A 24,347-nucleotide genomic window follows, 5' to 3' on the forward strand; every position below is an offset into this window, starting at 1 on the left:
ATCGTAACCGATCGCTAACCAAATTCACCGAGCCTGCGTCAAGACAATTTAATGGCGCCTGCGCGAACCCTCGCGGACAGGTCGCAGACTTTCATGACGCCGGAGACGACCGATGCCGAGCCTGAAGAATATTTCCCTCACCCCCAAGCTGCTGTCGATGCTGCTGTTGATGGCCGCCCTGTCGGGTGCGCTGGGTGTTTTCGCCACGATATCGCTGAATTCCGTCAGTACCGCCTTCGAAGCATCACTACAGGACGCCCGTCGCAGCAATCTTGCCGCTGACTCAGCGAAGCATATGCTCGCTTACTTCCGTGGTGTCGAATTCCTGCCGCTTGAACTCACCGAGGACGCACGCAAGAAAATCGAGAACGACTTGAAACACGAGTTGAGTGAACTCAACAAGAATCTCAACGAGCTGGAACCGATCCTGATCGTCGAGCAGGACAAACAGGACATGGCCAAGGTCCGCGCCGCCCTGAAGAAATATGCCGATATCGAAAAGCGCACCACCGAGCTGTCGCGCAAGGGCGATCTGGACGGCGGGACGAAGGTAGCGCTCGAAGGCGCCCCGTTGGCCGAAGACATGCGCGCAGCGTTTGAAGGCATTGACGAGCGCAATCAAGCCCGTCTGATCAAGGCCGCCGCGGATACGCGTGGCAATGTCGAATACGGCAAGCTGCTGATGCTGGTGATCGGTGCAGTTGGTGGCTTGGCCATCATCGGTTCCGCCGCAGCCATGATCATTTTCGGCGTCAGCAAGCCGATGGTCGGTATCGTCGGCGCCATGGGCAAGATTGCTGAGGGCAAGCTTGATACCGACATTCCATCACTGGGTCGCAGGGACGAGGTAGGGCGCATTGCCACCGCTCTTCAGGTGTTCAAGCAGAGCATGATCGACAGCCGCGAGAACGTTACCAGGCAGATGGCGGAGCAGGCGGCCAAGGAGCACCGCGCTCGCGCACTTGAAGATCTGGTGCGTGGCTTTGAAGATCGCATCGGCAAGGTCGTCAGCTCGGTATCAAGCGCCGCCTCCCAGCTTGAGCAGACGGCACGCTCGATGACGGCGACGTCGGAAGAAACCAGTCAGCAGGCATCAACCGTTGCGGCTGCCTCCGAAGAAGCGACCCAGAATGTCCACACTGTTGCCGCTGCCACAGAAGAGCTCACCAGCTCGATTGCCGAGATCGGTCAGCGGGTCAATGAATCGAATTCGATGATCCAGCGCGCGGTTGATCAGGCAAAGGCGACCGACGGCCAGGTGCAGTTCCTCTCGCAGGCAGCCCAGTCGATTGGCAATGTCGTCAATCTCATCAACGATATCGCCGGGCAGACCAACCTCCTCGCCTTGAACGCCACCATCGAGGCCGCGCGTGCGGGCGAGGCCGGCAAGGGCTTCGCCGTGGTGGCCTCGGAAGTGAAACAGCTGGCCACCCAGACGTCGAAGGCGACTGAGGAAATCTCCGGCCAGATCGCCGCCATCCAGAGTGCCACGCAATCGGCGATTGGTGCCATCAAGGACATCACCTCAACGATTGATCAGGTGTCGGGGATTGCCACCGCGATTGCCGCCGCCATCAACCAGCAGGCTGCTGCGACGCAGGAAATCGCCCGCAACGTCAGCCACGCGGCGCAAGGCACCGTCGAGGTTTCCGAGAATATCGGCTCGGTCAGCGTCAGCGCCCAGCAGACCGGTGCCGGCGCCTCGCAGGTCCTGACCGCTGCCGGCTCACTCAACGGCAATGGTCAGGCGCTGAAGAGCGAGGTGGACAATTTCCTGAAGGCCGTCCGCGCCGCCTGAGATCGCATTTTACGTCACTTTATCTGCGGCGGCGGGGCCATCTGGTCCCGCCGTTTTCGTTTGAGAACCTGATGATCATGTGCGACGCCACGTGCCGGCAGAAGGCGGTTTGAATAAATAAACTCTGTATTATCGTGCATTTTAATGGATGTATTCGTAATATAATAAAGTACTGATTTCTAGCTAGATCAAAATAATGCAAATTATTATTTCAATAACAATAATCTGAGGAAATTACATAGAGCATTTGTTTTGGGTTGACGATTGATATTCACATGCTCGCAGCGATACGCCCTGTGCTCGGAGCCATGTCATGCCACGCCTGTCCAATATCAAGCTTGCCCCCAAACTGATGAGTTCCCTGCTGATGATGGTGATGCTGGCCGCAAGCCTCTCCGTCATTGCCATTTATGCCATCGACGGCGTGAAGCAGAAGGTCGATGACGGGCGCCGGGCCGCCCATCGCATCTTGCTGTCGGCTGACGCAACGACCCGCACGCTCGCCTTTTTCCGTGCCGTTGAGTTTCTGCCGCTGGAGCTGACCGCGCAGGCGCGCAAGGGCTTCGAGGATACGGCAGACGAAGAGCTCAAGATGCTCAACAGGGATATCGATGAACTAACGCCCATGCTCATTTTCGAGAAGGGCCGCAACGCCATGGCCGAAGCGCGCCGGCATCTGGCCGAATATGTGCCTGTCTATCACCGCGTCCGTGACCTGTCGCGCGCTGGTGACATCGACGGCGGCGGCAAGGTGGCGCTCGAAGGCGCACCGATTGCCGATCGCATCCGCCAGCAGCTTTCCATCATCCAGTCGCTCAATCGCGCCGCAGCTGATCGCGGCGCCGAGATGGCGGAGGCAGACACCGCGAAAAGCCGTCTCGTTCTGATCCTGACAACCACCGTCGGCGGTTTTCTGATCATTGGTTTTGCCAGCGCCTTGACGATTTTTGCCGTGATCCGCCCCATGCTGCGGATTGTCGCGGCGATGACCACCATCGCTGCGGGTAATCTGGAGACCACCATCCCCGCACTTGGCCAGAAGGATGAGGTTGGCCAGATCGCCGGCGCACTCGAGACGTTCCGCCAGGGGATGATTGAAAATCGCGAGATGGCACTGGCGCAGGAAAAGGAGCGGGAAGCAAAAGAGCGCCGCGCCAGGGTTCTCGACGGCGCGGTGCGCGGCTTCCAGGATCGCATCGCCGTGGTTGTGACCTCGGTATCGAGTTCGGCGACCGAGCTTGAACAGACCGCGCGCTCCTTGTCGGGCACGTCGGAAGAAACCAGCCGGCAGGCGGTCGCTGTTGCCGCCGCTTCCGAAGAAGCGACACAGAATGTCCACACCGTTGCTGCTGCCACCGAGGAACTCACGAGTTCGATCACCGAGATCGGCCAACGGGTGAATGAATCAAACAATATGATCCAGCGCGCGGTCGATCAGGCGAAGGCGACCGACGGCAAGGTGCAGTTCCTCGCCCAGGCGGCCCAGTCGATCGGCAATGTGGTTGAGCTGATCAACAGCATCGCCGGCCAGACCAATCTGCTGGCACTGAACGCCACCATCGAAGCCGCACGGGCGGGCGAGGCGGGGCGCGGTTTTGCTGTCGTCGCGGCGGAGGTGAAACAACTCGCCACCCAGACGTCGAAAGCAACCGACGAAATAACCGGGCAGATTTCCGCCATCCAGAATGCCACGCAATCATCGATTGCGGCGATCAAGGACATCACCGACACCATCAATTCGGTGTCGGGCATTGCCGCTGCGATTGCCGCTGCCATCAATGAGCAGGGGGCGGCGACCCAGGAAATCGCCCGCAACGTCTCGCATGCAGCCGATGGCACGACGGCGGTCTCGGAGAATATCGGTTCGGTCAATCTCAGCGCCCAGCAGACCGGCGCTGGCGCGCATCAGGTGCTGAGTGCTGCCAGCGCCCTCAACCGCGACGGAACCACCCTACGTGCAGAGGTCGAGGAATTCCTTGCCACTGTGCGCGCTGCCTGACGACGGCGCCAAAGCGTGAGAAGCGGGGAGGCAACTTCCCGCTTCTCAACAGCCTGTGCGCGCTTGTGGATTGATCAGGCCGGCGCCATCGGCTAGTCAGGCGCATGACAGCCAAGGCCAACGTCCTCATCATCGATTTCGGTTCGCAGGTCACCCAGCTCATCGCCCGCCGGGTGCGCGAGGCGGGTGTCTATTGCGAGGTCATCCCCTTCAACCGCGCCGCCGACGCGCTGGTGCGCCTGGAACCACGCGCGATCATCCTCTCCGGCGGACCAGCGTCCGTCTATGACGCGCAGGCGCCCCTGGCGCCGCCGGAAGCCTTTGACGCCGGCGTGCCGGTGCTGGGCATCTGCTACGGCGAACAATTGATGGCCCACCAGCTGGGCGGCAAGGTCGAGGGCGCGCATGCCCGCGAATTCGGTCGCGCCGAGGTGGAGATTGCCGGCATATCACCGCTCTTTGAAGGCGTGTGGCAACCTGGCCAGTCCTATCCCGTGTGGATGAGCCATGGCGACCGCATCACCACCATGCCGCCGGGCTTTTCCGTCATTGCCCGCAATGCCAATGCCCCCTTTGCCGCCATCGCCGATGAAGCGCGGCGCTTTTATGCGGTGCAATTCCATCCCGAAGTCGTCCACACCCCGGACGGCGCCAGGCTGTTGCAGAATTTCGTTCACCGGATTGCTGGAATCGAGGCTGATTGGACGATGTCGGCCTATCGCAGCGAGGCGATTACCCGCATCCGCAATCAGGTGGGCAAAGGCCGGGTGATCTGCGGCCTGTCGGGCGGCGTTGATTCAGCCGTTGCCGCTGTGCTGATCCACGAGGCCATCGGCGACCAGCTCACCTGCGTGCTGGTTGACCACGGCCTGATGCGCCACGGCGAGGCGGCTGAAGTCGTGACGCTCTTTCGCGACAGCTTCAACATTCCCCTGGTGCATGTTGACGCCTCGCAGCTTTTCCTGGACGGGCTTTGTGGCGTCACCGATCCGGAAGAAAAGCGCAAGACCATCGGCCGCCTCTTCATCGATGTGTTCGAGGCGGAGGCGAAAAAAAGCGGCGGCGCCGATTTTCTGGCGCAGGGAACGCTCTATCCCGACGTCATCGAGAGCGTCTCCTATTCCGGCGGACCCTCCGTCACCATCAAGTCGCACCATAATGTCGGCGGCCTGCCGGCGCGCATGAACATGAAACTCGTGGAGCCGCTGCGCGAACTCTTCAAGGACGAGGTGCGCGTGCTGGGCCGAGAGCTTGGCCTGCCGGAGGCCTTCGTCGCCCGCCATCCCTTTCCCGGACCGGGTCTTGCCATCCGCATTCCCGGCGAAGTGACGCCTGAGCGCCTCGCCATCCTGCGCCAGGCCGATGTGATCTATCTGGAGGAAATCCGCCGCGCCGGGCTTTACGACAAGATCTGGCAGGCCTTCGCCGTGCTGCTGCCGGTGCGCACCGTTGGCGTCATGGGCGACGGGCGCACCTATGACCATGTGCTGGCCCTGCGCGCGGTAACCTCGGTTGACGGCATGACGGCTGATTTCTACCCCTTCGACATGGCCTTCCTCGCCCAGGTCGCCACCCGCATCATCAATGAGGTCAAAGGCATAAACCGCGTCACCTATGACGTGACGAGCAAGCCGCCGGGGACAATCGAGTGGGAATGATTGAGCGCTGCCCGGAATAACCTGCGATATGGTGCGCGACATCAACGGCAACCGCGCGGTGGACGGGATCGGCGAACTGTTCGGCAACACGCTGACGGATGGCTTTACGGCGCTGCCTGCACGGGCTGCTCCGCTGGTCCGGACATCCTCCCAACATGCGTTTGACAGCAATATGCGGCGCTCATACGCTGCTATGAAATAATACGGAGGAATGGCCCGCCGGAATGATCTGTTGGTCGGATTATACGGAATAACCCTGAGGTTGATTTGAGTTGGGGACGCAGGCAGTGAATGAAATGAACACAAGAATAAAGATTGGCTATTGTTAACAAAAAAGGTAATAATAAATGGATATTATATGTAAATCGATTGATATATTATCAATATTATCCGTTTTTATTTTTTTTGTTTTTTCGATAATTATTTGCTTGTTTATTAGTGCGTTTAGGGTGGATAAAATGTTATCAAAAAAATATAGAAATGTTGATATTGTCTTGATGTTACTTACAACATCTGCTGGTTTTTTTTCAAAAAAAGCGAATGCAGAATTTTTTTTTAAAATAATAAATGAGACAGATAAATCAATCGTAACAAAAGAAAGACATGTATTTTCTGGTATGGTAGCTTTGTTATATTTTATATTATTCTTTTTATCTGTTTTTATTTTTAATAAATTTAAATTATATTGCGATTTTATTTAAATATTGATATAAATGATTATATTGAATGTTGGTTGGTATAGCGTGTTTCTAATGTAAAACAGAGCGGGAGGTGTCCATATCAAGGAAAAATAAGTAATGAAATCATCTTTTGAGAAACATATCTGCTGTCTGTTTCAAGGCGTCATCCATTTTGACTGGAGGTGTCCAGTTTAGTAAATAATTGTTTTTTTCTATATCCACCTGGAGCGAGCCGATCAACCGATCTGCTATTTCTGCTTTGCCAAACATGCGGGCGGCATAAAACATCAAGTTGGAAGGCGTCGGGATCAGATATGTCGGCTTGCCTAACGCCTGACCGATCATTCTGATTAAGTGAGTGGTCGACAAATCAGCGCCATCGGACACCATGAATATCTGGTTGCGCGCTGATGGGTGGACGCAGCATGTTTTTATAAAATCGACCAGATTGTCGATCGCTACAAAACTCCTTTTGTTGTCAATCCGGCCAAAGGGCATGGGAATGGACCAATTGACCAGACGCATCAGCGACAGGAAATTTGCTTTGACGCCAGGTCCGTAGACCAGTGGCGGGCGAATAATAACGATGTCGAGGCCGGTTTTTTTCGCAAGCTCCAGAAGCCCGATCTCGGCTTCCATCTTCGACATGCCGTATGGATCGGTGGGTGCAGGAATGTCATTTGCACTGAAGGGCGGACGATCATTCGTCGAATTTCCATTCACTTTGATTGTACTTAAATAGATAAATCGCTTAACACCGGCTTCTGCGGCTTTCTTTGCCAGTTTAAGCGTTCCGTCAGTATTGGTTTTTCGGAATTCTGCGATTGCATCAGTCGCGGTGTCATTCCTGACGTGAACACGGGCGGCGCAATGAATGACGACATCGATAGTCCTCAAGGCAGATGACCAATCTGCGTCATCCAGATCAAGATTGTCGCGAACATCGACGGATGCCGGGAATGGGCGCGAAAGCCGTCGGACGGCGACGCGAACCGTCATCGCTTCCTCGGCGGCAAGGTGCGAAGCGAGTGCGCGCCCAACAAAGCCGTTCGCGCCCGTAATCAGCACGTTCATGACTGTTCTCGTTTAGCCCGACGCCAGAGCGGGGCGAGGGAAGCGCTACAAAATCAATACCGCAGGCAGGCCTTCAGGTCTGCCAGGCAATGACAGGACTGAGATGCCCTAACGCCAGCTATCAGGTCGGCGGTTGCAGCTTGTCCTGCGTCTTGGTATCGAAATCGCTCGCGTCATGGCGCTGATGGAGCTGCGTATCAAGGTCGCCAAAGAGCCTGTTAACCTTGCGGCCGCGTTGCACCGCCGGCCGGGCGTCGATCGCGCTCGCCCAGCGCCCGACATGGCGATAGGAGGCGACATCGAGGAAGTCAGCGGCGCTATAAAGCCGCCCGAGCACCAATTGACCATACCACGCCCAGATGGCGATATCGGCAATGGTGTAATCATCGCCCGTCATGAAGGTTTGGGCAGCAAGGTGGCGATCGAGAACGTCGAGCTGGCGCTTCGTTTCCATGGCGAAGCGGTCGATGCAATATTGAATCTTCATCGGCGCATAGGCATAGAAATGCCCGAACCCGCCGCCGAGATAGGGCGCGCTCCCCATCTGCCAGAACAGCCAGTTGAGGCATTCGGTCCGCTTGGCCGGATCCTTGGGGATGAAGGCGCCGAATTTCTCCGCGAGATAGAGCAGGATGGAACCTGATTCGAAGACGCGAAGGGGCGGCGACACACTGCGGTCGAGCAGCGCAGGGATCTTTGAATTGGGATTGATGTCGACAAATCCGCTCGAAAACTGCTCACCATCGCTGATTTTAATCGGGTAGGCGTCATATTCTGCCCCCGCGATACCGCAGGCGAGCAGCTCTTCCAGCATCACCGTGACTTTGACGCCATTGGGCGTTGCCAGCGAATGAAGCTGGAGCGGATGCTTGCCAACCGGCAATACCTTGTCATGTGTCGGGCCGGCGATGGGGCGGTTGATATTGGCGAAACGGCCGCCATTTTCCTTGTCCCACGTCCAGACTTTGGGGGGCACGTAGGCCGGGCTGTCATTCATGGCGTTGTCCGATGGCTTGAGGGGCAGGCGAGCCGGTGCGACCGGTGACGTCGTGCGGTGCGCCTAAACTAATGTCGAATGCGGATCATGCAATGGCGTACCTGCGTCGACCGGGCAGTGTGTGCAGCACGCTTCATGACAATACCGGCAGATTTCATAGGCATGACGCTCGTCGACGGGCAGGGTGCGCAATAACTTTTCTGCAATTCGCGCCAAATCTGACCTGTCATCTTCGGACAATACGGCCAGCGTCTGTCCAAGGGCGCTGCTGCGCTTGCGCGTCATGGCGGATGTTCGTCGCAATCCCTCCTCGGTCAGATGCAGTTCGACCGTGCGCCTGTCCACCTCTCCGGGCTTGCGCTTGACCAGCCCATCGCGCACCAGCCGGTCAACCAGCCGCACCGTTCCCGGTTGTGACAGGCCGATGACGCCATGCAGCCGTTCGGTCAGGAACCCGGGCCGATGATGGATGAGGAGAAGTGCGGCCGCCGCAGCGCCAGGCTCGGGCGCGTCGCCGACCAGCGATTTTTCAACAATGTCGGCGAGCGCAAGCGCCAGGGCGCCAACCAGATTGACGTCACGTTCCTGTGCCATGACGAAAAAATAGATGCTTCATGCATTGACCGCAAGAGACTTTCTCCATATAGATGCGTCAAGCATCTAATGAGCATTGATGATGTCCTTGTCCGCCATCTCAGGCCTGTCACAGAAATCGGTCGGAGCGATGGCGATCCTCGCTGCCTGCGCCTGCGTCAGCATTGCCAACATCATCAGCAAGGATCTGCTGGTGCCGGCCTCCGTACTGCCCATGGTGTTTGTGCAGGTGATGGCAAGCGTGATCGTGGTTGGTATTGCCGCAGTTGCGACAGGCCGCGTGCCGCCGCGCCGCGATGTTGTCAAGCTGGCGCTTCCGGGAATTCTTCAGCCGGGCCTGACTTACGTGTTTGCCTTTGTTGGCCTGTCACTGGTGCCGGTGAGCGTGGCGGGGCTTCTTTATGCAAGCGAAACCGCCATCGTCGCTGTGTTCGCCTGGGTGCTGCTGCGCGAGCGATTGACGCAATCGACACTTCTGTCGCTTGGTCTGGGTGGTATCGGTGTTGCTTGTCTCACAGGCGCAGGCACATCTGAAGCAGCGTTCTCAACGCTTGCCGTGCTGTTGATCCTGGCCGGCATTTCCTGCGCCGCGCTTGATACCATCGTCGCGCGCTATCTGGTTCGCCAGTCGGATCCGCTGACAATGACCGCAACCAGCCTGCCCATGGCGGCTCTGGTCGTGGCGCTTGCCATGCTCGTAACCGGCGACCAGTCCTGGGCGTTTCTGAACGAGCCATCGACACTTGCCGGCCTCGTCATCTCGGGCCTGATATTGCACGGTCTGGCGACAATTCTGTTCAATTACGCATTGGCACGCCTGGAAGCCAATGAGGCGGCGGCCCTGTTTCCGACGATTTCGCTGATGACGGCGCTGGGCGGCGTTGGCCTTCTGGGTGAGCGCCTGTCGCTGGTCCAGATCATGGGTGGCGCGGCGATACTGTCATCATCCGTGATTGCCCTGTGGCGCGGGCGTCACGAGTGAAAGGCGGGGCGTTGGCGCAGGGCGGGCTATGCAAGTCCGGCTTCACGCGCCAGCATCCGCAACATCTCGTCTGCCGGCAGCGCCCGTGCGAAAGGCGCCCCCTGGCCGGCCCAATAGGCGCCGTACCCGAATTCGCCGTTGGCCTTTGCTGCCGCATGCAGGGCTTTGCCGGCATCATAGGCAATCGGATAAGCAGGGATGCCCTCGTCTGGCACGCTGCGGCCGAGTGCGGTAAATCGCGACACGAGGCTGCGGGCAGGGCGGCCCGAGACCGCCATCGTCATCTCGGTTTGCGCGCCTGCCGCCGATAAACGCTCGCGATAGGCTGGATCAGCGCTCGATTCAGGGCACATGATAAAGGCGGTGCCAAGCTGCGCGGCGCTCGCGCCACGATGCAATATGGCGGCAATATCCGTGCCATCCATCAGGCCGCCGGCGGCGATGACCGGGACCGACAGGTGGCGCGAAAGCAGCCTTGTGAGTGGCAGGGTGGATAGCCTGGCATCAGGCAGGGCTGGATCAAAGACGCCGCGATGGCCGCCGGCTTCATACCCTTGGGCGATAACCGCATCTACTCCAGCGGCTTCCACCTGGCGGGCTTCCTCAAGCGTCGTCGCGCTCGCAAACATCTGGATACCGGCATGTCGCAAGGCAGCGATTCGATCAGCATCAGGCAAGCCGAAATGGAAGCTGACAATGGCTGGTCGCTCAGAGATCACCATGGCGAGCATGGCGTCGTCATTGACGAAACTTTTGTAGATCTCTGTGAGCTGCTCGGGCGGTCGGGCGCCAAATTCAGCGAATGTCGGGCGCAGGAAGTCGATCCAGCGCGCTTCGCGCTGGCTGTCTTTCGCCGCCGGACGATGGCAGAAGAAATTGACGTTGAAGGCGCGGTTGGTCTGGTTGCGCAGAGCCGCAATCATTGATCGCGCCGTCGTAACGTCGCTGGCGCCAAGTCCGAGCGACCCAAGTCCGCCAGCGCCGGACACAGCCGCCGCCAAGGCCGGCGTGGATACGCCTGCCATCGGCGCCTGGATGATGGGCACGCTGATTCCGAAGCGCGCGCAGAACGCCTGTGCGGCCGGGAAATCGGTCATTGGCAAGGCTCCCTGGTGGCGACTCGTCAGTGACGACGTGTGCGCCTATCGGCAGGCAGGATAGATGAGCGCTCCGGACGTCGCCACATCAATTGCCGAGCGCGGCAATCCTCGATCTGGCGTCGGCAACCCCGCCAGCCAGCGCCTGTTCATAGAAGCGCCGCGCGACAACCGGATCGCCACGCAGACCCACGACGCCCCAGCCTGCCAATGCCCGCGTGTCATAGGTTTCGCCAAGCAGGAAGGCTGCCTGCGCATCGCCAATCTCAACGGCACGCGACAAAAGCAGGCGTGCACCCGCGATATCGCCGGTATCCTCGATCATTTTTCGGGCTCGCTGAACGAGGCGGGTGCTTTCTGCGGTTGGCCCGCGCAAGACTGGTTCGACGGATCGCGCCGGGGCAGGGGCGGCAACAGGCGCGACAGGCGCTGGCGCAGTAGTGCGCTCGGCAGCAGCGTTAGCCTTGCCCGGATCGATTGTCGCAACCTCGCGTTGGCTGGCAGCGGCGTCGGGTTTGGTGTCACCGACCGGGGCTTTTGGCGTCGATGCTGTCGTTGGTGCTGCATTCGCCTCACTGCTCGCCACGGGTGACAGCAGGGTGCCGGTGACGGTGACCTTTTGCGGCAGCGTTGCGCCCTCCCGCGCCACCTCCTGGCGTGAGGTTTCGGCAAAAGCCGATTCAACCCGCGAAGGAGCTCTCTGCTCCGTCGGCGTTCGGCTGTCCTGGCTGCGGCTGTCCTGGCCGGAGGTAAATCGGCGGGCGATCTGCTCGACCCATGCGAAGGCGCTGTTACCTTGCGACAAGCTGGAACTGACAAGATAACCGCCAAGCCCGGCGGCTGTCGCGCCAATCAGGCATAGAGCGACCGCAACAGGGCCAAAGCCCGATCGTTCACCCGCCTGGTCCCCCTGGCTGTGACTGTCATCGTCGCGCAGGAAATGCGGAAGGTCGCGTTGGACAACCGCCACGCTTTGATGTTCGCTGCGCGCCGCCGTCATCGGCACCATGGGCGAGAAATGAGGCGGCGTGCGGCCGTCCTTGCCGTCGGTCAGAATTTCCTTCGCCAGCGCTTCCCAGACGCCAGGTGGAAGGGGAATAGGCTCATCCTGCGGTTTCATCGACATCGGGCCAATCCTCTACGCAACGCGGGTTTCTATTGCGGGCACGTCCCTTTTCCAGGTGCAGCGTTGTTTGCACTGCCATTCGATAAATTGCTGAAACAGTTCTTCGCGGTCTCCAAAAACAGCATCGCCACAACCTCCAGCAACAAAGTGGTTGAATTCAGGTGTGGCGGCAATGGTTGCAGTTCGCTTCGTTTTGAGCCAGTCATCAGCTGCTTTGAAACGTGCCCATCCAGGCGGAGTTGCGGCGATGTTGACGTCCAGCCATTTTGGATGACGCGGCGCCGTCTGGACATCCTCAAATGTCGCAGGAAGAGCGTCGATGAAACATTTCACCCGCTCTTGTTTCTCGGCGGCAGCCGCGCGGTTGAACGCCGCCGGCACTGTTGCGACTGCGATCGTCTCAACAACGCCCTCGGAAGCGATCACATCGGGATAATCGACAGTCTGCAATCGCGCGTCACAGGCGATGAGCACCAGATCAAAGCGATCATCCGCCTCGATGTTGCTGCGCTGCAGGGGCTGAACGACGAGCGCCTGAGGCTGCCGGGCAGGCTGAGCGAAGGCAGAAAGGGGCGCGAACACCGACAGAAGGGCTAATCCGAGCGTGACCCGATATCTACTCATGACTACCTCCAGCACTCCCGTCGGACGCTGAATAAAATTTCGGAGATCACCCCGCCCTCTGCACGTTGTTGCGTCAATAATAAAATGTAAAAACGAGGCAAAATTACGATAATATGGTAAACAACCGGATGTGTATTCGTCGAATTGCAAACGTTTCAAGTTTCAACTTTTGATTTAACCGCGCGTTTTTGTATAAAGAAGCGTCGTAACAAATATTATATCAGAAAAACAACTATGTTGATGATATCAAAGGAAATTTTTGATTCTATGGAAATTTTGTTTGATTTTGACGCATCATAGGGCTGCAACCGGAGACATATTTTGTCTGCCACTTGTTATCCTCGCGTGCTTTCATCATTGAAACGTCGTCATTGAAGGCTGTATATCGAGCGCCGGGACCGATGATTGCGGTCGTCTGGCTGATTGTACGGTTTTAGCAAGGGCTGATCATCGGCATCTGCAGCGCGCTTTACCTGGGATGCCGCTGACAGCTGTACCTCATTTCGTCGTGGAGCGACAAGGTTCGCGTCAATGCTTGTTTTACTGATCGGTCTTGGCCTCTTCCTCGGCTGCCATGGTCTGGCAATGTTTCCTTCTGCCAGGGCACGACTGGTCGATGCTTGGGGGCGCCCATTATACAGGCTCGTTTTTTCGCTTTTATCTCTTTCCGGCCTGGCACTGATCATTCTCGGATTTGCGATATACAGAGCGACCGGTTGGGTCCAGCTCTGGGTGCCGCCACCTGCCATGCGCCATATGGCGATGCTGCTGATGCTTCCCGTCTTCGTCTTGTTGCTTTCTGTCTATTTGCCGGGAAAACTTAAATCGACAATCCGACATCCGATGTTTGTGGCGGTCACATTGTGGGCGCTCGCGCATCTTCTGGCGAATGGCGATCTTGGTGGCGTGGTGCTTTTTGGCAGTTTTCTGCTCTGGGGCATGAGTGCGCTCATCTCGGTCAATTTCCGCGATATGCCTGCGACCGCAAAACGTGGCTTTGGCAGGCATGATGTCATGGCTCTGGCGGGCGGTGTGCTGTTATATGCTTGTTTTGTCGTCTTTCTTCATCCATGGCTGATTGGCGTGCGCCTTTTGCGGTAAGCTGCCTTTGAATTGCCGCGAAGAACCGCTTGCTGCGGCGATATTTGCGCCAGACGTGCGGTCGCGATAGTGTCCGCCCGATTTTGATGTGCAGGTTGTGTCCGAAGGCGGGTCCGACATGCGCGCTACGCCCTCGAATGTACAACCAGCAAACCACAAGAGCTATCTGATCGATGAGCGATATTTTTTCCGAAATCGACGAAGACCTGCGGCGCGATCGCCTGAAATCGGTCTGGCAGCGTTATCAATGGCTGATCGTTGGCGTGGTCGCCCTTTTTATCGCCGCTGTAGGTGGCTGGCGCGGCTACAGCGCCTGGCGTGCCTCGCAAGCTGATACCTTCGGCGATCGTTATCTGGCCGCAATTTCTCTTGCCGAAGCCGGCAAGAGCGACGATGCCGCTGCGGCTCTTGCGGCGCTGTCACGGACCGGGGCGCCTGGCTATACGGCGCTGGCGGCGCTGCGCGAAGCAGGCGAACTTGCAGCAGCGGGCAAGGTGACAGAGGCGGTCGCGGCGTTTGACCGGGTTGCAGCCAACACGTCTCAGCGCCAGTCATTGCGCGATGTGGCAAAAATCCGTGCCGCCTTCCTCCTCATCGACACGGCGCCCGCCGACGTCGCGCCACGGCTCTTGCCGCTTCTCACCCCGGCCGGATCATTCCGCCATATGGCCCGCGAGGCTGTGGGGCTTGCAGCCTACAAGCGCGCTGATCTGGCGACCGCCCGCACCACCTTCGAAACGCTGGTCAGCGACCCGGAGGTTCCAGCCGACCTGCGCAACCGCGCCAATCTGTTACTCACCCTTTTGGCTGGCGAAGGCGCAAGCGCTGCGTCAGTGGAGACCAAGCAATGACGCGTATCCTGCGGCAAACTGCCTTCCTGCTGCTGGTGGCGTTGACGCTCAGCGGCTGTTCGGCTGCCGAAGACTATCTTTACAGCATCAATCCCTTCCTCAAGAAGGAGCCGCCCTTGCCCGGTGTCCGCCAGCCTGTGCTGGCCAATGATCCGGCGCTCCAGGCACCGACAGGTGGCGCGCAAGCTCTGGCGATCGGTCCGCCGGTGGCGATCAATGAATGGCTCAATCCCGGCGGCCCTAACAATAACTCGCCAGGAAACATCGCGTTCACTGGCGCCATGACCCAGGCGTGGCGCACCGCTGGCGGCAAGGAAGATGATCGCGTGAGCGCGCCGCCGATCATCGTCGGTGGGCGGATTCTTGTGTATGATAACCGCCAGGTGGTCGCTTATTCAACCGGCAATGGCAGCGTTTTATGGTCATCCGACACGCTGGGTGAAGAGGCCGATGCGCCGGTGGGCGGTGGTGGCCTTGCCTCTGATGGACAACGCATTTATGTCGCGACCGGCGCTAGCCGGTTGCTGGCGCTCGATGTACAGTCCGGGAGCCTGATCTGGTCGGCCAAACTCTCGGAGCCCGCTCGTAGCGCTCCCGCCGTCGCCGGCAACAAGATCTACCTCGTCACGGCAGGCAGTGTTGTTTATGCGCTGGCAACCGCAAACGGCCAGGAGCTGTGGCGCTATGCGGGCATCCCGGAAACCGGCGGCCTGTTGTCGAGTTCCTCCTCGGCGATCGTTGGCAGCCAGGTGATTGTGCCCTTTGCCTCCGGCGAGGTGGTTGGGCTTGATACCGAAAGCGGCCAGCTGAAATGGTCGGGCTGGCTGTCGCGGGCGCTGCGCACGGCGAGCATTTCAACGCTGGCGGATATTGCCGGGCGTCCCGTGGCCGACCGAGGGTTGATCGTTGCAGGCAGCGTCTCCGGCCGTACTCTGGCGGTCAAGGAAGGCACCGGCGAGCGCGTGTGGGAGCGCAACATCGGCACCGCCCACACGCCCGCCGTTTCGGGAGAAGGCGTGTTCTTGGTATCCCTTCAGGGAGATGCCTACGGGCTTGATCGCGCAACCGGTACGGTGCGCTGGACCACGAAGCTGCCCAAGGGCAAGGGCAGGGAAGTGTGGGCCGGTCCGCTGCTTGCGGGCGGCACGCTGTGGATTGGCTCGAATAAGGGCCAGCTCGTTGGGATCGATGCCCGTTCCGGTGATATCACCAGCCAGCGTGAACTCGGCCCCGATGGCATCATCCAGTCGCCTCTGGCGGCTGGCGGTCGTCTTTTTGTCGTAACCGGCAGGGGCGGCGTCATCGCCTTCGATTAGGGCGGGACAGGGGAATTCAAACGTGCCGCTCACTGTCGCGATTGTCGGCCGGCCCAATGTCGGCAAATCGACGTTGTTCAACCGGCTGGTCGGGCGCAAGCTGGCGCTGGTCGATGACGCCCCGGGCGTCACTCGCGACCGGCGTGAGGGCAAAGGCAATATTGCCGATCTCGACTTCACGCTGATCGATACGGCCGGGATAGAGGACGCGCGTCCCGGTACCTTGCAGGCGCGCATGCGCGAGCAGAGCGAAAGCGCGCTTGCTGGCTGCGATGTGGCGCTTTTCATGATCGATGCACGCACCGGTATCATGGCTGATGATGAGCGTCTGGCGCGCAATCTCAGGCGCTTTGGCAAGCCCGTGATCGTCCTGGCGAACAAGGCGGAAACCAAGGCAGCCCAAGCAGCCCTTGACGAAGCCTATCGGCTGGGCTTCGGCGCGCCGATCCCCTTTTCAGCCAGCCATGGCGATGGCATTGACGGGCTTTACGAGGCTCTGTCGGCACTGCAATCGCAGATGACGCCTGAGCCGGCGGCGGAAGACGAGGACGACAAGCCGCTCAAGATTGCCATCGTCGGGCGACCGAACGCTGGCAAATCGACGCTGGTCAACGCGCTTGTCGGCAGTGAGCGCGTGCTCACCGGCCCGGAAGCCGGGATCACGCGTGACGCCATTTCGATCCCCTGGAAATGGCGCGGACGAGAATGCGAACTGTTTGACACTGCCGGCATCCGCAAGAAGGTGCGCAGCGGCGGCAAGATCGAGAAGCTGTCGGTCGCCGATGCCTTGCGGGCAATCGCCTTTGCTGATGTCGTCGTCCTGCTGCTCGATGCATCCTCGCCTTTCGACAAGCAGGATCTTCATCTGGCCGATCTGATCGTCAAGGAAGGCCGCGCCATCGTCATCGGCGTCAACAAATGGGATGTTGTCGAAAACCCCAATACGACGCGCCGCATGCTGGATGAGGAAGTCGAGCGCCTGCTGCCGCAGATGCGCGGCGTGCCGCTGGTGACGCTGTCGGGCGCGACAGGCTCGGGGATTGATCGGATGATGAAAGCGATCCTGCGCCAGTATGACTTGTGGACGACGCGCGTGTCGACCGGAAAGCTCAATCGCTGGTTTGAGGCAGCCTTGACCAATAATCCGCCGCCCGCCGTTTCGGGCCGGCGCATCAAACTGCGCTTCTTGACCCAGGCAACGGTCAAGCCGCCGACGTTTGTCACCTTCTGTTCGCGCCCCGAATTGGTGCCCGAAAGCTACCAGCGCTATCTCGTCAACGATCTGCGCCGTTCTTTTGCTCTGCCGGGAATTCCCATTCGCCTGTTGTTGCGGGCGAAAAGAAACCCGTTCGACAAGGACGATTAAGTCAGGCGCACAATGTCAGCAGGCGCTCCACCGCACTTTCGGGCAGTGGCAGGGTCTGCGCGTCCTCTCCCGGCATGGCACGCGCTCGCAGGGCGGTGCGCATGATCCCTGGATCAAACAGGCTGACGCTGACAGACGTTCCCGCGCATTCCGCCGCATAGGTGAGCGCCAGTGAGTCAAGCGCTGCCTTGGTCATCGCATAGCCACCCCAGAACGGGTCGTGGCGCTGCGCCTGATCGGTTGTGATGAATACCGCGCGACCGGCAGGCGCCGCCTTCAGCAGCGGATCGCAGGAACGGATGAGGCGCCAATTGGCGATGAGATTGATGCCGACCAGTTCGTCGACATCCTTCGGCGCCAGATGCCCGAGTGGCGACAGGGGCCCGAGCGTGCCGGCATTGCCAACGAGAATATCGAGCTTGCCCCAGCGCTCATGGATGGTGAGCCCGAGCCGGTCGATGGCCTCGCCATCGCGCACATCCATCGGCACCAGGGTCGCACCCGTCCCCGTCTCGCTGTGGATCATGTCATCCAGCTCTTCGAGGCCGCCGCTGGTGCGCGCCAGCGCAATGATATGAGCGCCCGCGCGGGCAAGCCCCAGTGCGGCCGCAAAGCCAAGCCCGCGTGACGCGCCTGTGACCAGCGCCAATCGTCCTTTGAGATCAGGCACGTCGCCGCTCTGCTGCACAAGAAAAGCCGGACATGATCAGCGCGATTCAGCGATAAGCGACAATTTGCGCGGTGAAATCTTGCCGCGTGCCGCCTCGACATCAGTAAGCGGCGTCGGGTAATCGCCGGTGAAGCAGTGATCGGCGAATTGCGGGTGAAGATCATCGCGCACCTCTTCGCCCATCGCCCGGTAGAGGCCGGTGATCGACAGAAAAGCGAGGCTGTCAGCGCCGATATAGCGGCACATGCCGTCAAGATCGTAATTGGCACCCAGCAGCTTCCCGCGATCCGGCGTGTCGATGCCGTAATAATCGGAATGGCGGATGGGCGGGCAGGCGAGGCGGAAATGCACCTCACGCGCGCCTGCATCGCGCATCATCTGCACGATCTTCACCGATGTCGTTCCGCGCACCAGTGAATCATCGATGAGAACGACGCGCTTTCCTGCCACTTGCGAGCGATTGGCCGAATGCTTGAGTTTCACGCCAAGCTGGCGGATCTGCTGCGTTGGCTCGATGAAGGTACGCCCGACATAATGATTGCGGATGATGCCAAGCTCGAAGGGGATGCCGCTCTGCTGCGAAAAGCCGATGGCTGCCGGCACGCCTGAATCAGGCACCGCCACGATCACATCGGCATCCGGCGTTGATTCAATCGCCAGTTCGCGGCCCATCGCCTTGCGCACATCGTAGACATATTTGCCGCCGACCATGGAATCAGGTCGCGCGAAATAAATGTATTCAAAGATGCAGGGGCGCAGCTTCTGCACCGGGAAGGGTTTGAGCGAAGAAATTCCCTCGCTTGAGAAGATGATGACCTCGCCGTTTTCGACATCGCGCACATAGCGCGCGCCGATGATATCAAGCGCGCAGGTTTCCGACGCAAGCACCGGCGATCCGTTGAGATCACCTAGAACAAGTGGGCGGATGCCGAGCGGATCACGGGCGCCGATCAGCATGTTTTCGGTCATGGCGACGAGGGCGTAGGCGCCTTCGATCTGCTTCAGCCCGTCGATGAAGCGATCAATGAACGTTGGTTTGAGCGAGCGCGCGACCAGGTGCAGGACAACTTCCGTGTCGGAGGTTGATTGCATGATGGCGCCGTCGCGGATGAGATCACGGCGCAGCTTCAACCCGTTGGTGAGGTTGCCATTGTGACAGACCGCCAGCCCGCCGGCCGCCAGTTCGGCAAAGAGTGGCTGAACATTGCGCAGGATGGTCTCGCCGGTTGTCGAATAGCGGCAATGACCGATGGCGGCTGAGCCGACAAGGCGGTTGATGACATCAGCTGTGGAGAAATTGTCGCCAACGAGGCCAAGCCGGCGCTCGGAGTGGAAGCGCTCGCCGTCGAAGGTGACGATACCGGCTGCCTCCTGGCCGCGATGCTGCAGCGCGTGCAGTCCAAGCGCGGTCAGAGCGGCGGCGTCGCGATGATCCCAGATGCCGAAGACGCCGCATTCCTCGCGCAGGCGGTCCGCGTTGAGATCGTCGCATTGCGTTTCCGGCGTGTAGACCACATCGTCTCTCATCGACACCCTCCTGGCAAACTCAACGGCGCGGCTGGCCTTGCGGTCCGGTAATCAATTGCTCAATGGTTCTTGCTGGCGTCGTGGTCGACTGCGAGCCAACTGGGGTTGGCAACGACGAGCGCTGCCCGGCGGGCGGCGTGGCCGGCCGAGTGGCCGGGTCCTGTTCGCTTGGCGCTGCTTCACCATCACCGCCATCCCGTTTTTTCTTCAACCGTTCAAGAAGTTTTTCCGGATCATCCGGCAATTGCCGCAACAGCAACTCGGAGGTGGTTGTCAGGATGTTCTTCGAGCGCGCTGTCTTGACCCAGACGGGCTGGCTGCCCTCGGGAACAAGCCAGGTAAAAAACAGATAGGCGATGACGACAATGATGAGGCCGCGCCCGACGCCGAAAACAAAACCGAGGGAACGGTCGATAGCGCCGATCTTGGAATCAAGAATGGCATCCGACAGCCGCGCGGTGACGAATGACACGAGGATGAGGACGCCAAGAAATGTGCCACCGATCAGCACCGCATTTGCAAGATAGGCCGGCTGGATTTCGGCCTGCGCCCAGTCCTTGAATTTGGAATAGGCCAGAACCGAGGCGCCCGCCGCTGCTGCCCACGAGGCGATCGACAGGATCTCACGCGTGAAGCCGCGCATCATCGCCAGCAGCCCGGAAATAAGCGCTATGGCGATGAGCCCGATATCAAGAAAGGTCAGCATGTAGGTCTTCCTTCGCATCCCTCTGGCATCGAGGGAGGCCCTGTCCGGCCGTCAATGACGGCGGCTTATAACGCAATAGAGGCCTGGGACAAACCTGTTTTGCCACAAAAAATCATTCATCATGTCCGCCGCTGGCAATCCGTGCCACCAGATCGGTGAGATGGGTGAGGGCGCCGAGCTTCACTGTGCTTCCCTTATCGCCGCCGCTGTCGGCAGGGGCGACGGCCTCGGCAAAACCGAGCCGCTCGGCCTCTTTCAGCCGCGCCGCAGCCTGCGCGACCGGTCGCACCGCGCCCGAGAGGCCGATTTCGCCGAAATAGACCGCGCCCGTCGGCAACACCTGGCCGCTGAGCGCCGAAACCAGCGCTGCTGCAGCGGCAATATCGGCTGCCGGTTCCTGAATGCGCAGGCCGCCGGCAACGTTGAGATAGACGTCATGGCTTGACAGGCGCACGCCGCAGCGCGCTTCGAGAACCGCCAGCACCATCGACAGCCGCGCCTGATCCCAGCCGACGACGGCGCGCCGCGGCGTGCCGAGCGTCGAGGGGGCGACCAGAGCCTGGATTTCAACCAGAACCGGACGCGTGCCTTCCATGCCTGCAAAAACCGCCGTGCCCGGCGCGCTGCGATCGCGCTCGCCCAGAAAGAGTTCGGAGGGGTTCGGCACTTCGCGCAAGCCCGCTCCCGTCATCTCGTAGACGCCGATCTCGTCGGTGGCGCCGAAGCGGTTCTTGACCGCGCGCAGGATGCGGAAGCGGTGGCCGTTATCGCCTTCAAAATAGAGCACCGCATCGACCATGTGCTCGACCACCCGCGGCCCGGCGATCTGCCCGTCCTTGGTGACGTGACCAACGAGGATCATCGTCGTGCCCGTCGTCTTGGCATAACGGATGAGCGCTTGCGAAGAGGCGCGCACCTGGCCGACTGTTCCAGGTGCTGCTTCCATGGTTTGGGTCCACATGGTCTGGATCGAATCGATCACCGCCAATCGCGCCGGAGCCCCTTGTGATAATGTCGCCAGAATGTCCTCAATCGACGTCTCCGCTGCAAGTTCGACCGGTGCATCCGTCAGTCCGAGCCTTTGTGCCCGCAGCCTGATCTGAGCGACTGCTTCCTCGCCCGATACATAAACGACGCGATGCTCTTGCCGGGCAAGTGCCGCTGCCACCTGGATCAACAGTGTCGATTTGCCGATGCCCGGATCACCGCCGACCAGCAGGGCTGATCCGGGAACAAAGCCGCCGCCCGCAACCCTGTCGATTTCGCCAAGCCCCGAGGTCAGGCGCACGACATCGTCCGTCGGGCCGTCCAGGCGTTCAAGGGCAATCACGCGCCCGCTTTGCGGACCCTTGCGTGGTGCCACCAATCCGGGAGCAAGTGGCTTTTCCTCGACGATGGAATTCCACTCACCGCAGGACTCGCATTTACCCGACCATTTGGAAGCGGACGTCCCGCAGGCCTGACACACAAACGCAGTGCGCGACTTTGCCATCGTCCTAACTGCTCAGATAGACACGCTCATGGCGTCTTCCAAGGCTGGTCAATATTTCATAGCCGTTTGTTTCAAGGCGATGGGCGACATCATCGAGCGCCAGTCCCCCACCGACGAGAAGAGCCCAGTCTCCGCGCTGCACGCCTGGCGCATCTGTGACGTCGATGGTGATCAGATCCATGGAAATGCGTCCTGCCAGAGCACATTCTACACCATTGACAATGGCCTTGCCACCGACGTGTTGAGCAGTTGCCCCGCCGCTGCGCAGATAGCCATCCGCGTAACCAAGCGACACGGTCGCAATGAGGCTCGGGCGCGTCGTATGCCATTGCGCGTTATAGCCGACGCTGACGCCGCTTTCGACCTCGCGCAACTGGATGAGCCGCGCTTCGAGCTTCACCACCTCCCGCATCGGATTGGCCGCCCCTGGCGTTGGATTTCCGCCATAAAGCGCATAGCCGGGCCGTACCATGTCGAACGCGATATCTTTAAGCGCGGACAAAAACAAACCCGATGAATTACAGAGGCTTGCCGGCACGTCCGGTATCATTTCACGAACGGCACGGAAGGTCGCTATCTGGCGCAGCGTGATCGGATCGCCTGGTATTTCCGAGGAGACGAAATGGCTCATCACGAGAGCGGGCCGGAAGTTTTTCGGCAGCAATGCTATCTCCGGCGGCGACAGGCCGAGGCGGTTCAATCCGGTATCGACATGAAGGGCTGCAGGCGCATCTTCAGGCGAATGGGCGAGCCATTCGGCGACTTCGTCCAGCGAGCCCAGCACGGGGCGCAGGTCGAGCGTATGAAACGCGCTGCATCCATGTGGCGGCAGCCCGTTGAGCACATAGATCACAGCGTCAGGAGCAAGAGCTCTGACGCGCAGCGCTTCCGAAAAATGGGCGACAAAAAACGAGCGGCAGCCGGCATTGAGCAGCGCCGGCACCACCGCTTCAATGCCAAGTCCGTAAGCATCCGCCTTGACAGCCGCCGCTGTCTCGGCAGGACCGGCGCGTCGTGCCAATTGCCGCCAATTATCGGCAAGCGCCTTGAGATCAATGGTCAGTCGACCACCGTGCAGATCGGCAAAAACGGGGGAGTGACCTCTCACAAGACAAATCCCGTTGCGCTGGCGATCAGTGCCGCTCTGCCAGCCTGTCCTCGCGCGCCAGATTTCCAAAGCGCGTCACTTCCGCCTGGAAGTGCAGTTGTACCGTTCCTGTCGGTCCATGGCGCTGCTTGCCGATAATTACTTCGGCGCGGCCATGGACGTTGTTCATCTCGTCCTGCCATTTGAAATGCTCTTCCGTCCCCGGCTTCGGTTCTTTGTTTTTCAGATAATATTCCTCGCGAAAGACGAACATCACCACGTCCGCATCCTGTTCGATCGATCCTGATTCACGAAGATCGGACAGTTGCGGCCGTTTATCGTCGCGCGATTCGACCTGACGCGACAATTGCGAAAGCGCGACGATCGGCACACTCAGTTCCTTGGCGAGCGCCTTCAGGCCGGTGCTGATCTCGGTAATTTCCTGAACACGGTTCTCTGCCCCGCGCCGCGATGAACCGGTCAGAAGTTGAAGATAGTCGACGACCAGAAGGTCAAGCCCGCGCTGGCGCTTGAGCCGGCGGGCGCGGGCGGCGAGCTGCGCGATTGATAATCCACCGGTCTGGTCGATATAAAGCGGGATATTGTGCATTTCCTCGGCGGCGACTGAGATGCGCGCATATTCACCTTCATTGATGCGCCCACGCCGGATCATGTCGGAGGAAATGCCGGTCTGTTCGGAAATAATACGCGTGGCCAATTGTTCAGACGACATTTCAAGCGAGAAAAAGCCGACAACCCCGCCATTCACCGCCTTCATCGTGCCATCAGCCTGTATCTCGCCGCGATAGGCGCGCGCGATGTTGTAGGCGATATTGGTGGCGAGCGCCGTTTTGCCCATGCCGGGGCGGCCAGCCAGAATGACAAGATCGGAGGGTTGCAGCCCACCCATGCGCTCGTCGAGGTCGGTGAGGCCGGTTGCCAGCCCCGAGAGATGGCCATCACGCTGGAAAGCGTTGGCCGCCATCTCGATGGCGCGCGTCAACGGCTGGCCGAATTTCTGGAAGCCATTGTCGTAGCGCCCCGTTTCGGCGAGTTCGAAAAGCCCTTTTTCCGCCTGCTCGATCTGCAGACGCGGCGACAGATCGACCGGTGCATCATAGGCGGTATTGACGATGTCCTCGCCGATACCGATCAGCGAACGCCGCACCGCCAGATCGTAAATGGTGCGGGCGTAATCCTGTGCGTTGATGATGGTGGTTGCTTCCGCCGCGAGAAGTGCCAGATAGCGCGGGACATCGATATCCGCCACATCCTGCGGTGGAATAAAGGTCTTTACCGTTACCGGCGTGGCGCTTTTGCCATCGCGCCGCAGCTTGATGATGATGTCGTAGATGCGCTGATGCAGCCCGTCATGAAAATGGCGGGTGTCGAGAAAATCGGCAACCCGCTCCACCGCATCGTTATTGACAAGAAGCGCGCCAAGCAAAGCCTGCTCCGCCTCGATGTTGTGGGGAGAGGTGCGGTAATTCTTGTCCGGTCCACCCTGCAGGCGAACGATGTTGGTCTCGATCATGCGATCACCTTGAATGAGGTGCCCGGCCTAACACGCCATTGCACCCCACGGGGGCAATACTGACCGGA

At 59.7% G+C, this 24,347-nt stretch carries 22 protein-coding genes; 10 read left to right on the forward strand and 12 right to left on the reverse strand.

The annotated features are described in order from the left end of the window. Positions 1 to 112 precede the first annotated feature (112 nt). The 5 genes from ACINK1_RS09980 to ACINK1_RS10000 all read left to right on the forward strand — a co-directional run bounded on the left by ACINK1_RS09980 (position 113) and on the right by ACINK1_RS10000 (position 6,156). Positions 113 to 1,798 carry a methyl-accepting chemotaxis protein gene (locus tag ACINK1_RS09980; protein ID WP_376800529.1) on the forward strand — a complete coding sequence of 562 codons (1,686 nt, stop codon included), beginning with the start codon at positions 113 to 115 and terminating at the stop codon, positions 1,796 to 1,798. A gap of 313 nt (positions 1,799 to 2,111) precedes the next feature. After that, positions 2,112 to 3,797, forward strand: a complete 1,686-nt coding sequence (locus ACINK1_RS09985; protein ID WP_376800530.1) for a methyl-accepting chemotaxis protein — start codon at positions 2,112 to 2,114, stop codon at positions 3,795 to 3,797. Between the two features lie 104 nt (positions 3,798 to 3,901). Beyond that, the gene (gene guaA / locus ACINK1_RS09990; RefSeq protein WP_395760103.1) at positions 3,902 to 5,455 is read left to right on the forward strand and encodes a glutamine-hydrolyzing GMP synthase; all 1,554 of its coding nucleotides are present in this window, start codon (positions 3,902 to 3,904) and stop codon (positions 5,453 to 5,455) included. 28 nt (positions 5,456 to 5,483) lie between these two features. Continuing rightward, positions 5,484 to 5,657, forward strand: coding sequence for a hypothetical protein (locus ACINK1_RS09995; protein WP_376803080.1), 174 nt, complete (start codon positions 5,484 to 5,486; stop codon positions 5,655 to 5,657). Between the two features lie 256 nt (positions 5,658 to 5,913). Further along, positions 5,914 to 6,156, forward strand: coding sequence for a hypothetical protein (locus tag ACINK1_RS10000; protein ID WP_395760104.1), 243 nt, complete (start codon positions 5,914 to 5,916; stop codon positions 6,154 to 6,156). Positions 6,157 to 6,258: 102 nt separating this feature from the next. Here the strand turns inward: ACINK1_RS10000 and ACINK1_RS10005 are convergent, their stop codons facing one another. From ACINK1_RS10005 to ACINK1_RS10015, 3 genes are all read right to left on the reverse strand, one after another. Next, positions 6,259 to 7,209, reverse strand: coding sequence for an SDR family oxidoreductase (locus ACINK1_RS10005; protein WP_376800726.1), 951 nt, complete (start codon positions 7,207 to 7,209; stop codon positions 6,259 to 6,261). A gap of 121 nt (positions 7,210 to 7,330) precedes the next feature. After that, entirely contained in the window at positions 7,331 to 8,206 is an 876-nt protein-coding gene (yghU, locus tag ACINK1_RS10010) for a glutathione-dependent disulfide-bond oxidoreductase (RefSeq protein WP_395760105.1), read from the reverse strand. Between the two features lie 63 nt (positions 8,207 to 8,269). Continuing rightward, complete coding sequence (locus ACINK1_RS10015) at positions 8,270 to 8,800, reverse strand: MarR family winged helix-turn-helix transcriptional regulator (RefSeq protein WP_395760106.1); 531 nt, start codon at positions 8,798 to 8,800, stop codon at positions 8,270 to 8,272. 79 nt (positions 8,801 to 8,879) lie between these two features. On the opposite strand from ACINK1_RS10015, the gene ACINK1_RS10020 reads away from it, so the two are divergent. Beyond that, positions 8,880 to 9,782 (forward strand): DMT family transporter, encoded by a 903-nt coding sequence (locus tag ACINK1_RS10020; RefSeq protein WP_376800731.1) that lies wholly within the window; start codon positions 8,880 to 8,882, stop codon positions 9,780 to 9,782. A gap of 26 nt (positions 9,783 to 9,808) precedes the next feature. On the opposite strand, the gene ACINK1_RS10025 is transcribed toward ACINK1_RS10020, so the two are convergent. The 3 genes from ACINK1_RS10025 to ACINK1_RS10035 all read right to left on the reverse strand — a co-directional run bounded on the left by ACINK1_RS10025 (position 9,809) and on the right by ACINK1_RS10035 (position 12,788). Beyond that, complete coding sequence (locus ACINK1_RS10025; RefSeq protein WP_395760107.1) at positions 9,809 to 10,879, reverse strand: NAD(P)H-dependent flavin oxidoreductase; 1,071 nt, start codon at positions 10,877 to 10,879, stop codon at positions 9,809 to 9,811. Positions 10,880 to 10,967: 88 nt separating this feature from the next. Further along, positions 10,968 to 12,005 carry a hypothetical protein gene (locus ACINK1_RS10030; protein WP_376800734.1) on the reverse strand — a complete coding sequence of 346 codons (1,038 nt, stop codon included), beginning with the start codon at positions 12,003 to 12,005 and terminating at the stop codon, positions 10,968 to 10,970. A gap of 12 nt (positions 12,006 to 12,017) precedes the next feature. Continuing rightward, positions 12,018 to 12,788: a hypothetical protein gene (locus tag ACINK1_RS10035; RefSeq protein WP_376803572.1), complete on the reverse strand. Its 771-nt coding sequence runs from the start codon at positions 12,786 to 12,788 to the stop codon at positions 12,018 to 12,020. 372 nt (positions 12,789 to 13,160) lie between these two features. Between ACINK1_RS10035 and ACINK1_RS10040 the strand changes: the two genes are divergently transcribed. The 4 genes from ACINK1_RS10040 to der all read left to right on the forward strand — a co-directional run bounded on the left by ACINK1_RS10040 (position 13,161) and on the right by der (position 17,263). Beyond that, positions 13,161 to 13,730, forward strand: coding sequence for an NnrU family protein (locus tag ACINK1_RS10040; protein WP_376800737.1), 570 nt, complete (start codon positions 13,161 to 13,163; stop codon positions 13,728 to 13,730). Between the two features lie 173 nt (positions 13,731 to 13,903). Then, positions 13,904 to 14,581: a tetratricopeptide repeat protein gene (locus ACINK1_RS10045; RefSeq protein WP_376800739.1), complete on the forward strand. Its 678-nt coding sequence runs from the start codon at positions 13,904 to 13,906 to the stop codon at positions 14,579 to 14,581. Then, a complete protein-coding gene (locus ACINK1_RS10050) occupies positions 14,578 to 15,897 on the forward strand; it encodes a PQQ-binding-like beta-propeller repeat protein (RefSeq protein ID WP_376800741.1) in 1,320 nt (439 codons plus the stop codon). Before ACINK1_RS10045 ends, ACINK1_RS10050 begins: the two co-directional genes overlap by 4 nt. Positions 15,898 to 15,919: 22 nt before the next feature. Next, positions 15,920 to 17,263 (forward strand): ribosome biogenesis GTPase Der, encoded by a 1,344-nt coding sequence (der, locus tag ACINK1_RS10055; RefSeq protein ID WP_376800742.1) that lies wholly within the window; start codon positions 15,920 to 15,922, stop codon positions 17,261 to 17,263. A 1-nt stretch (position 17,264) separates the two neighbouring features. Here the strand turns inward: der and ACINK1_RS10060 are convergent, their stop codons facing one another. The 6 genes from ACINK1_RS10060 to ACINK1_RS10085 all read right to left on the reverse strand — a co-directional run bounded on the left by ACINK1_RS10060 (position 17,265) and on the right by ACINK1_RS10085 (position 24,279). Next, positions 17,265 to 17,933: an SDR family NAD(P)-dependent oxidoreductase gene (locus ACINK1_RS10060; protein ID WP_376800744.1), complete on the reverse strand. Its 669-nt coding sequence runs from the start codon at positions 17,931 to 17,933 to the stop codon at positions 17,265 to 17,267. Positions 17,934 to 17,969: 36 nt separating this feature from the next. Beyond that, positions 17,970 to 19,460: an amidophosphoribosyltransferase gene (gene purF, locus ACINK1_RS10065; RefSeq protein WP_376800746.1), complete on the reverse strand. Its 1,491-nt coding sequence runs from the start codon at positions 19,458 to 19,460 to the stop codon at positions 17,970 to 17,972. A 19-nt stretch (positions 19,461 to 19,479) separates the two neighbouring features. After that, a complete protein-coding gene (locus tag ACINK1_RS10070) occupies positions 19,480 to 20,166 on the reverse strand; it encodes a CvpA family protein (protein ID WP_376800747.1) in 687 nt (228 codons plus the stop codon). 112 nt (positions 20,167 to 20,278) lie between these two features. Beyond that, positions 20,279 to 21,658, reverse strand: a complete 1,380-nt coding sequence (radA, locus tag ACINK1_RS10075) for a DNA repair protein RadA (protein WP_376800749.1) — start codon at positions 21,656 to 21,658, stop codon at positions 20,279 to 20,281. A gap of 4 nt (positions 21,659 to 21,662) precedes the next feature. Further along, the gene (gene alr / locus ACINK1_RS10080; RefSeq protein ID WP_376800751.1) at positions 21,663 to 22,766 is read right to left on the reverse strand and encodes an alanine racemase; all 1,104 of its coding nucleotides are present in this window, start codon (positions 22,764 to 22,766) and stop codon (positions 21,663 to 21,665) included. 25 nt (positions 22,767 to 22,791) lie between these two features. After that, positions 22,792 to 24,279 (reverse strand): replicative DNA helicase, encoded by a 1,488-nt coding sequence (locus ACINK1_RS10085; protein WP_376800752.1) that lies wholly within the window; start codon positions 24,277 to 24,279, stop codon positions 22,792 to 22,794. Positions 24,280 to 24,347 lie beyond the last annotated feature (68 nt).

This window comes from Raskinella chloraquaticus (SeqCode), assembly GCF_021731865.1.
In the GTDB taxonomy this organism is placed as follows: Bacteria; Pseudomonadota; Alphaproteobacteria; order Rhizobiales; family UBA4765; genus Raskinella; species Raskinella chloraquaticus.

What these genes read in the sequence shown, in the direction of transcription:
- ACINK1_RS10025 (WP_395760107.1), bottom strand. Translation starts at nt 10,879, where the DNA reads ATGACCGATTTCCCGGCCGCACAGGCGTTCTGCGCGCGCTTCGGAATC.
- ACINK1_RS09995 (WP_376803080.1), top strand. Translation starts at nt 5,484, where the DNA reads ATGGTGCGCGACATCAACGGCAACCGCGCGGTGGACGGGATCGGCGAA.
- ACINK1_RS10015 (WP_395760106.1), bottom strand. Translation starts at nt 8,800, where the DNA reads ATGGCACAGGAACGTGACGTCAATCTGGTTGGCGCCCTGGCGCTTGCG.
- ACINK1_RS10030 (WP_376800734.1), bottom strand. Translation starts at nt 12,005, where the DNA reads ATGTCGATGAAACCGCAGGATGAGCCTATTCCCCTTCCACCTGGCGTC.
- ACINK1_RS10045 (WP_376800739.1), top strand. Translation starts at nt 13,904, where the DNA reads ATGAGCGATATTTTTTCCGAAATCGACGAAGACCTGCGGCGCGATCGC.
- ACINK1_RS10005 (WP_376800726.1), bottom strand. Translation starts at nt 7,209, where the DNA reads ATGAACGTGCTGATTACGGGCGCGAACGGCTTTGTTGGGCGCGCACTC.
- radA (WP_376800749.1), bottom strand. Translation starts at nt 21,658, where the DNA reads ATGGCAAAGTCGCGCACTGCGTTTGTGTGTCAGGCCTGCGGGACGTCC.
- ACINK1_RS10040 (WP_376800737.1), top strand. Translation starts at nt 13,161, where the DNA reads ATGCTTGTTTTACTGATCGGTCTTGGCCTCTTCCTCGGCTGCCATGGT.
- ACINK1_RS09985 (WP_376800530.1), top strand. Translation starts at nt 2,112, where the DNA reads ATGCCACGCCTGTCCAATATCAAGCTTGCCCCCAAACTGATGAGTTCC.
- yghU (WP_395760105.1), bottom strand. Translation starts at nt 8,206, where the DNA reads ATGAATGACAGCCCGGCCTACGTGCCCCCCAAAGTCTGGACGTGGGAC.
- purF (WP_376800746.1), bottom strand. Translation starts at nt 19,460, where the DNA reads ATGAGAGACGATGTGGTCTACACGCCGGAAACGCAATGCGACGATCTC.
- guaA (WP_395760103.1), top strand. Translation starts at nt 3,902, where the DNA reads ATGACAGCCAAGGCCAACGTCCTCATCATCGATTTCGGTTCGCAGGTC.
- ACINK1_RS10070 (WP_376800747.1), bottom strand. Translation starts at nt 20,166, where the DNA reads ATGCTGACCTTTCTTGATATCGGGCTCATCGCCATAGCGCTTATTTCC.
- ACINK1_RS10050 (WP_376800741.1), top strand. Translation starts at nt 14,578, where the DNA reads ATGACGCGTATCCTGCGGCAAACTGCCTTCCTGCTGCTGGTGGCGTTG.
- ACINK1_RS10000 (WP_395760104.1), top strand. Translation starts at nt 5,914, where the DNA reads ATGTTATCAAAAAAATATAGAAATGTTGATATTGTCTTGATGTTACTT.
- ACINK1_RS10085 (WP_376800752.1), bottom strand. Translation starts at nt 24,279, where the DNA reads ATGATCGAGACCAACATCGTTCGCCTGCAGGGTGGACCGGACAAGAAT.
- ACINK1_RS09980 (WP_376800529.1), top strand. Translation starts at nt 113, where the DNA reads ATGCCGAGCCTGAAGAATATTTCCCTCACCCCCAAGCTGCTGTCGATG.
- ACINK1_RS10020 (WP_376800731.1), top strand. Translation starts at nt 8,880, where the DNA reads ATGATGTCCTTGTCCGCCATCTCAGGCCTGTCACAGAAATCGGTCGGA.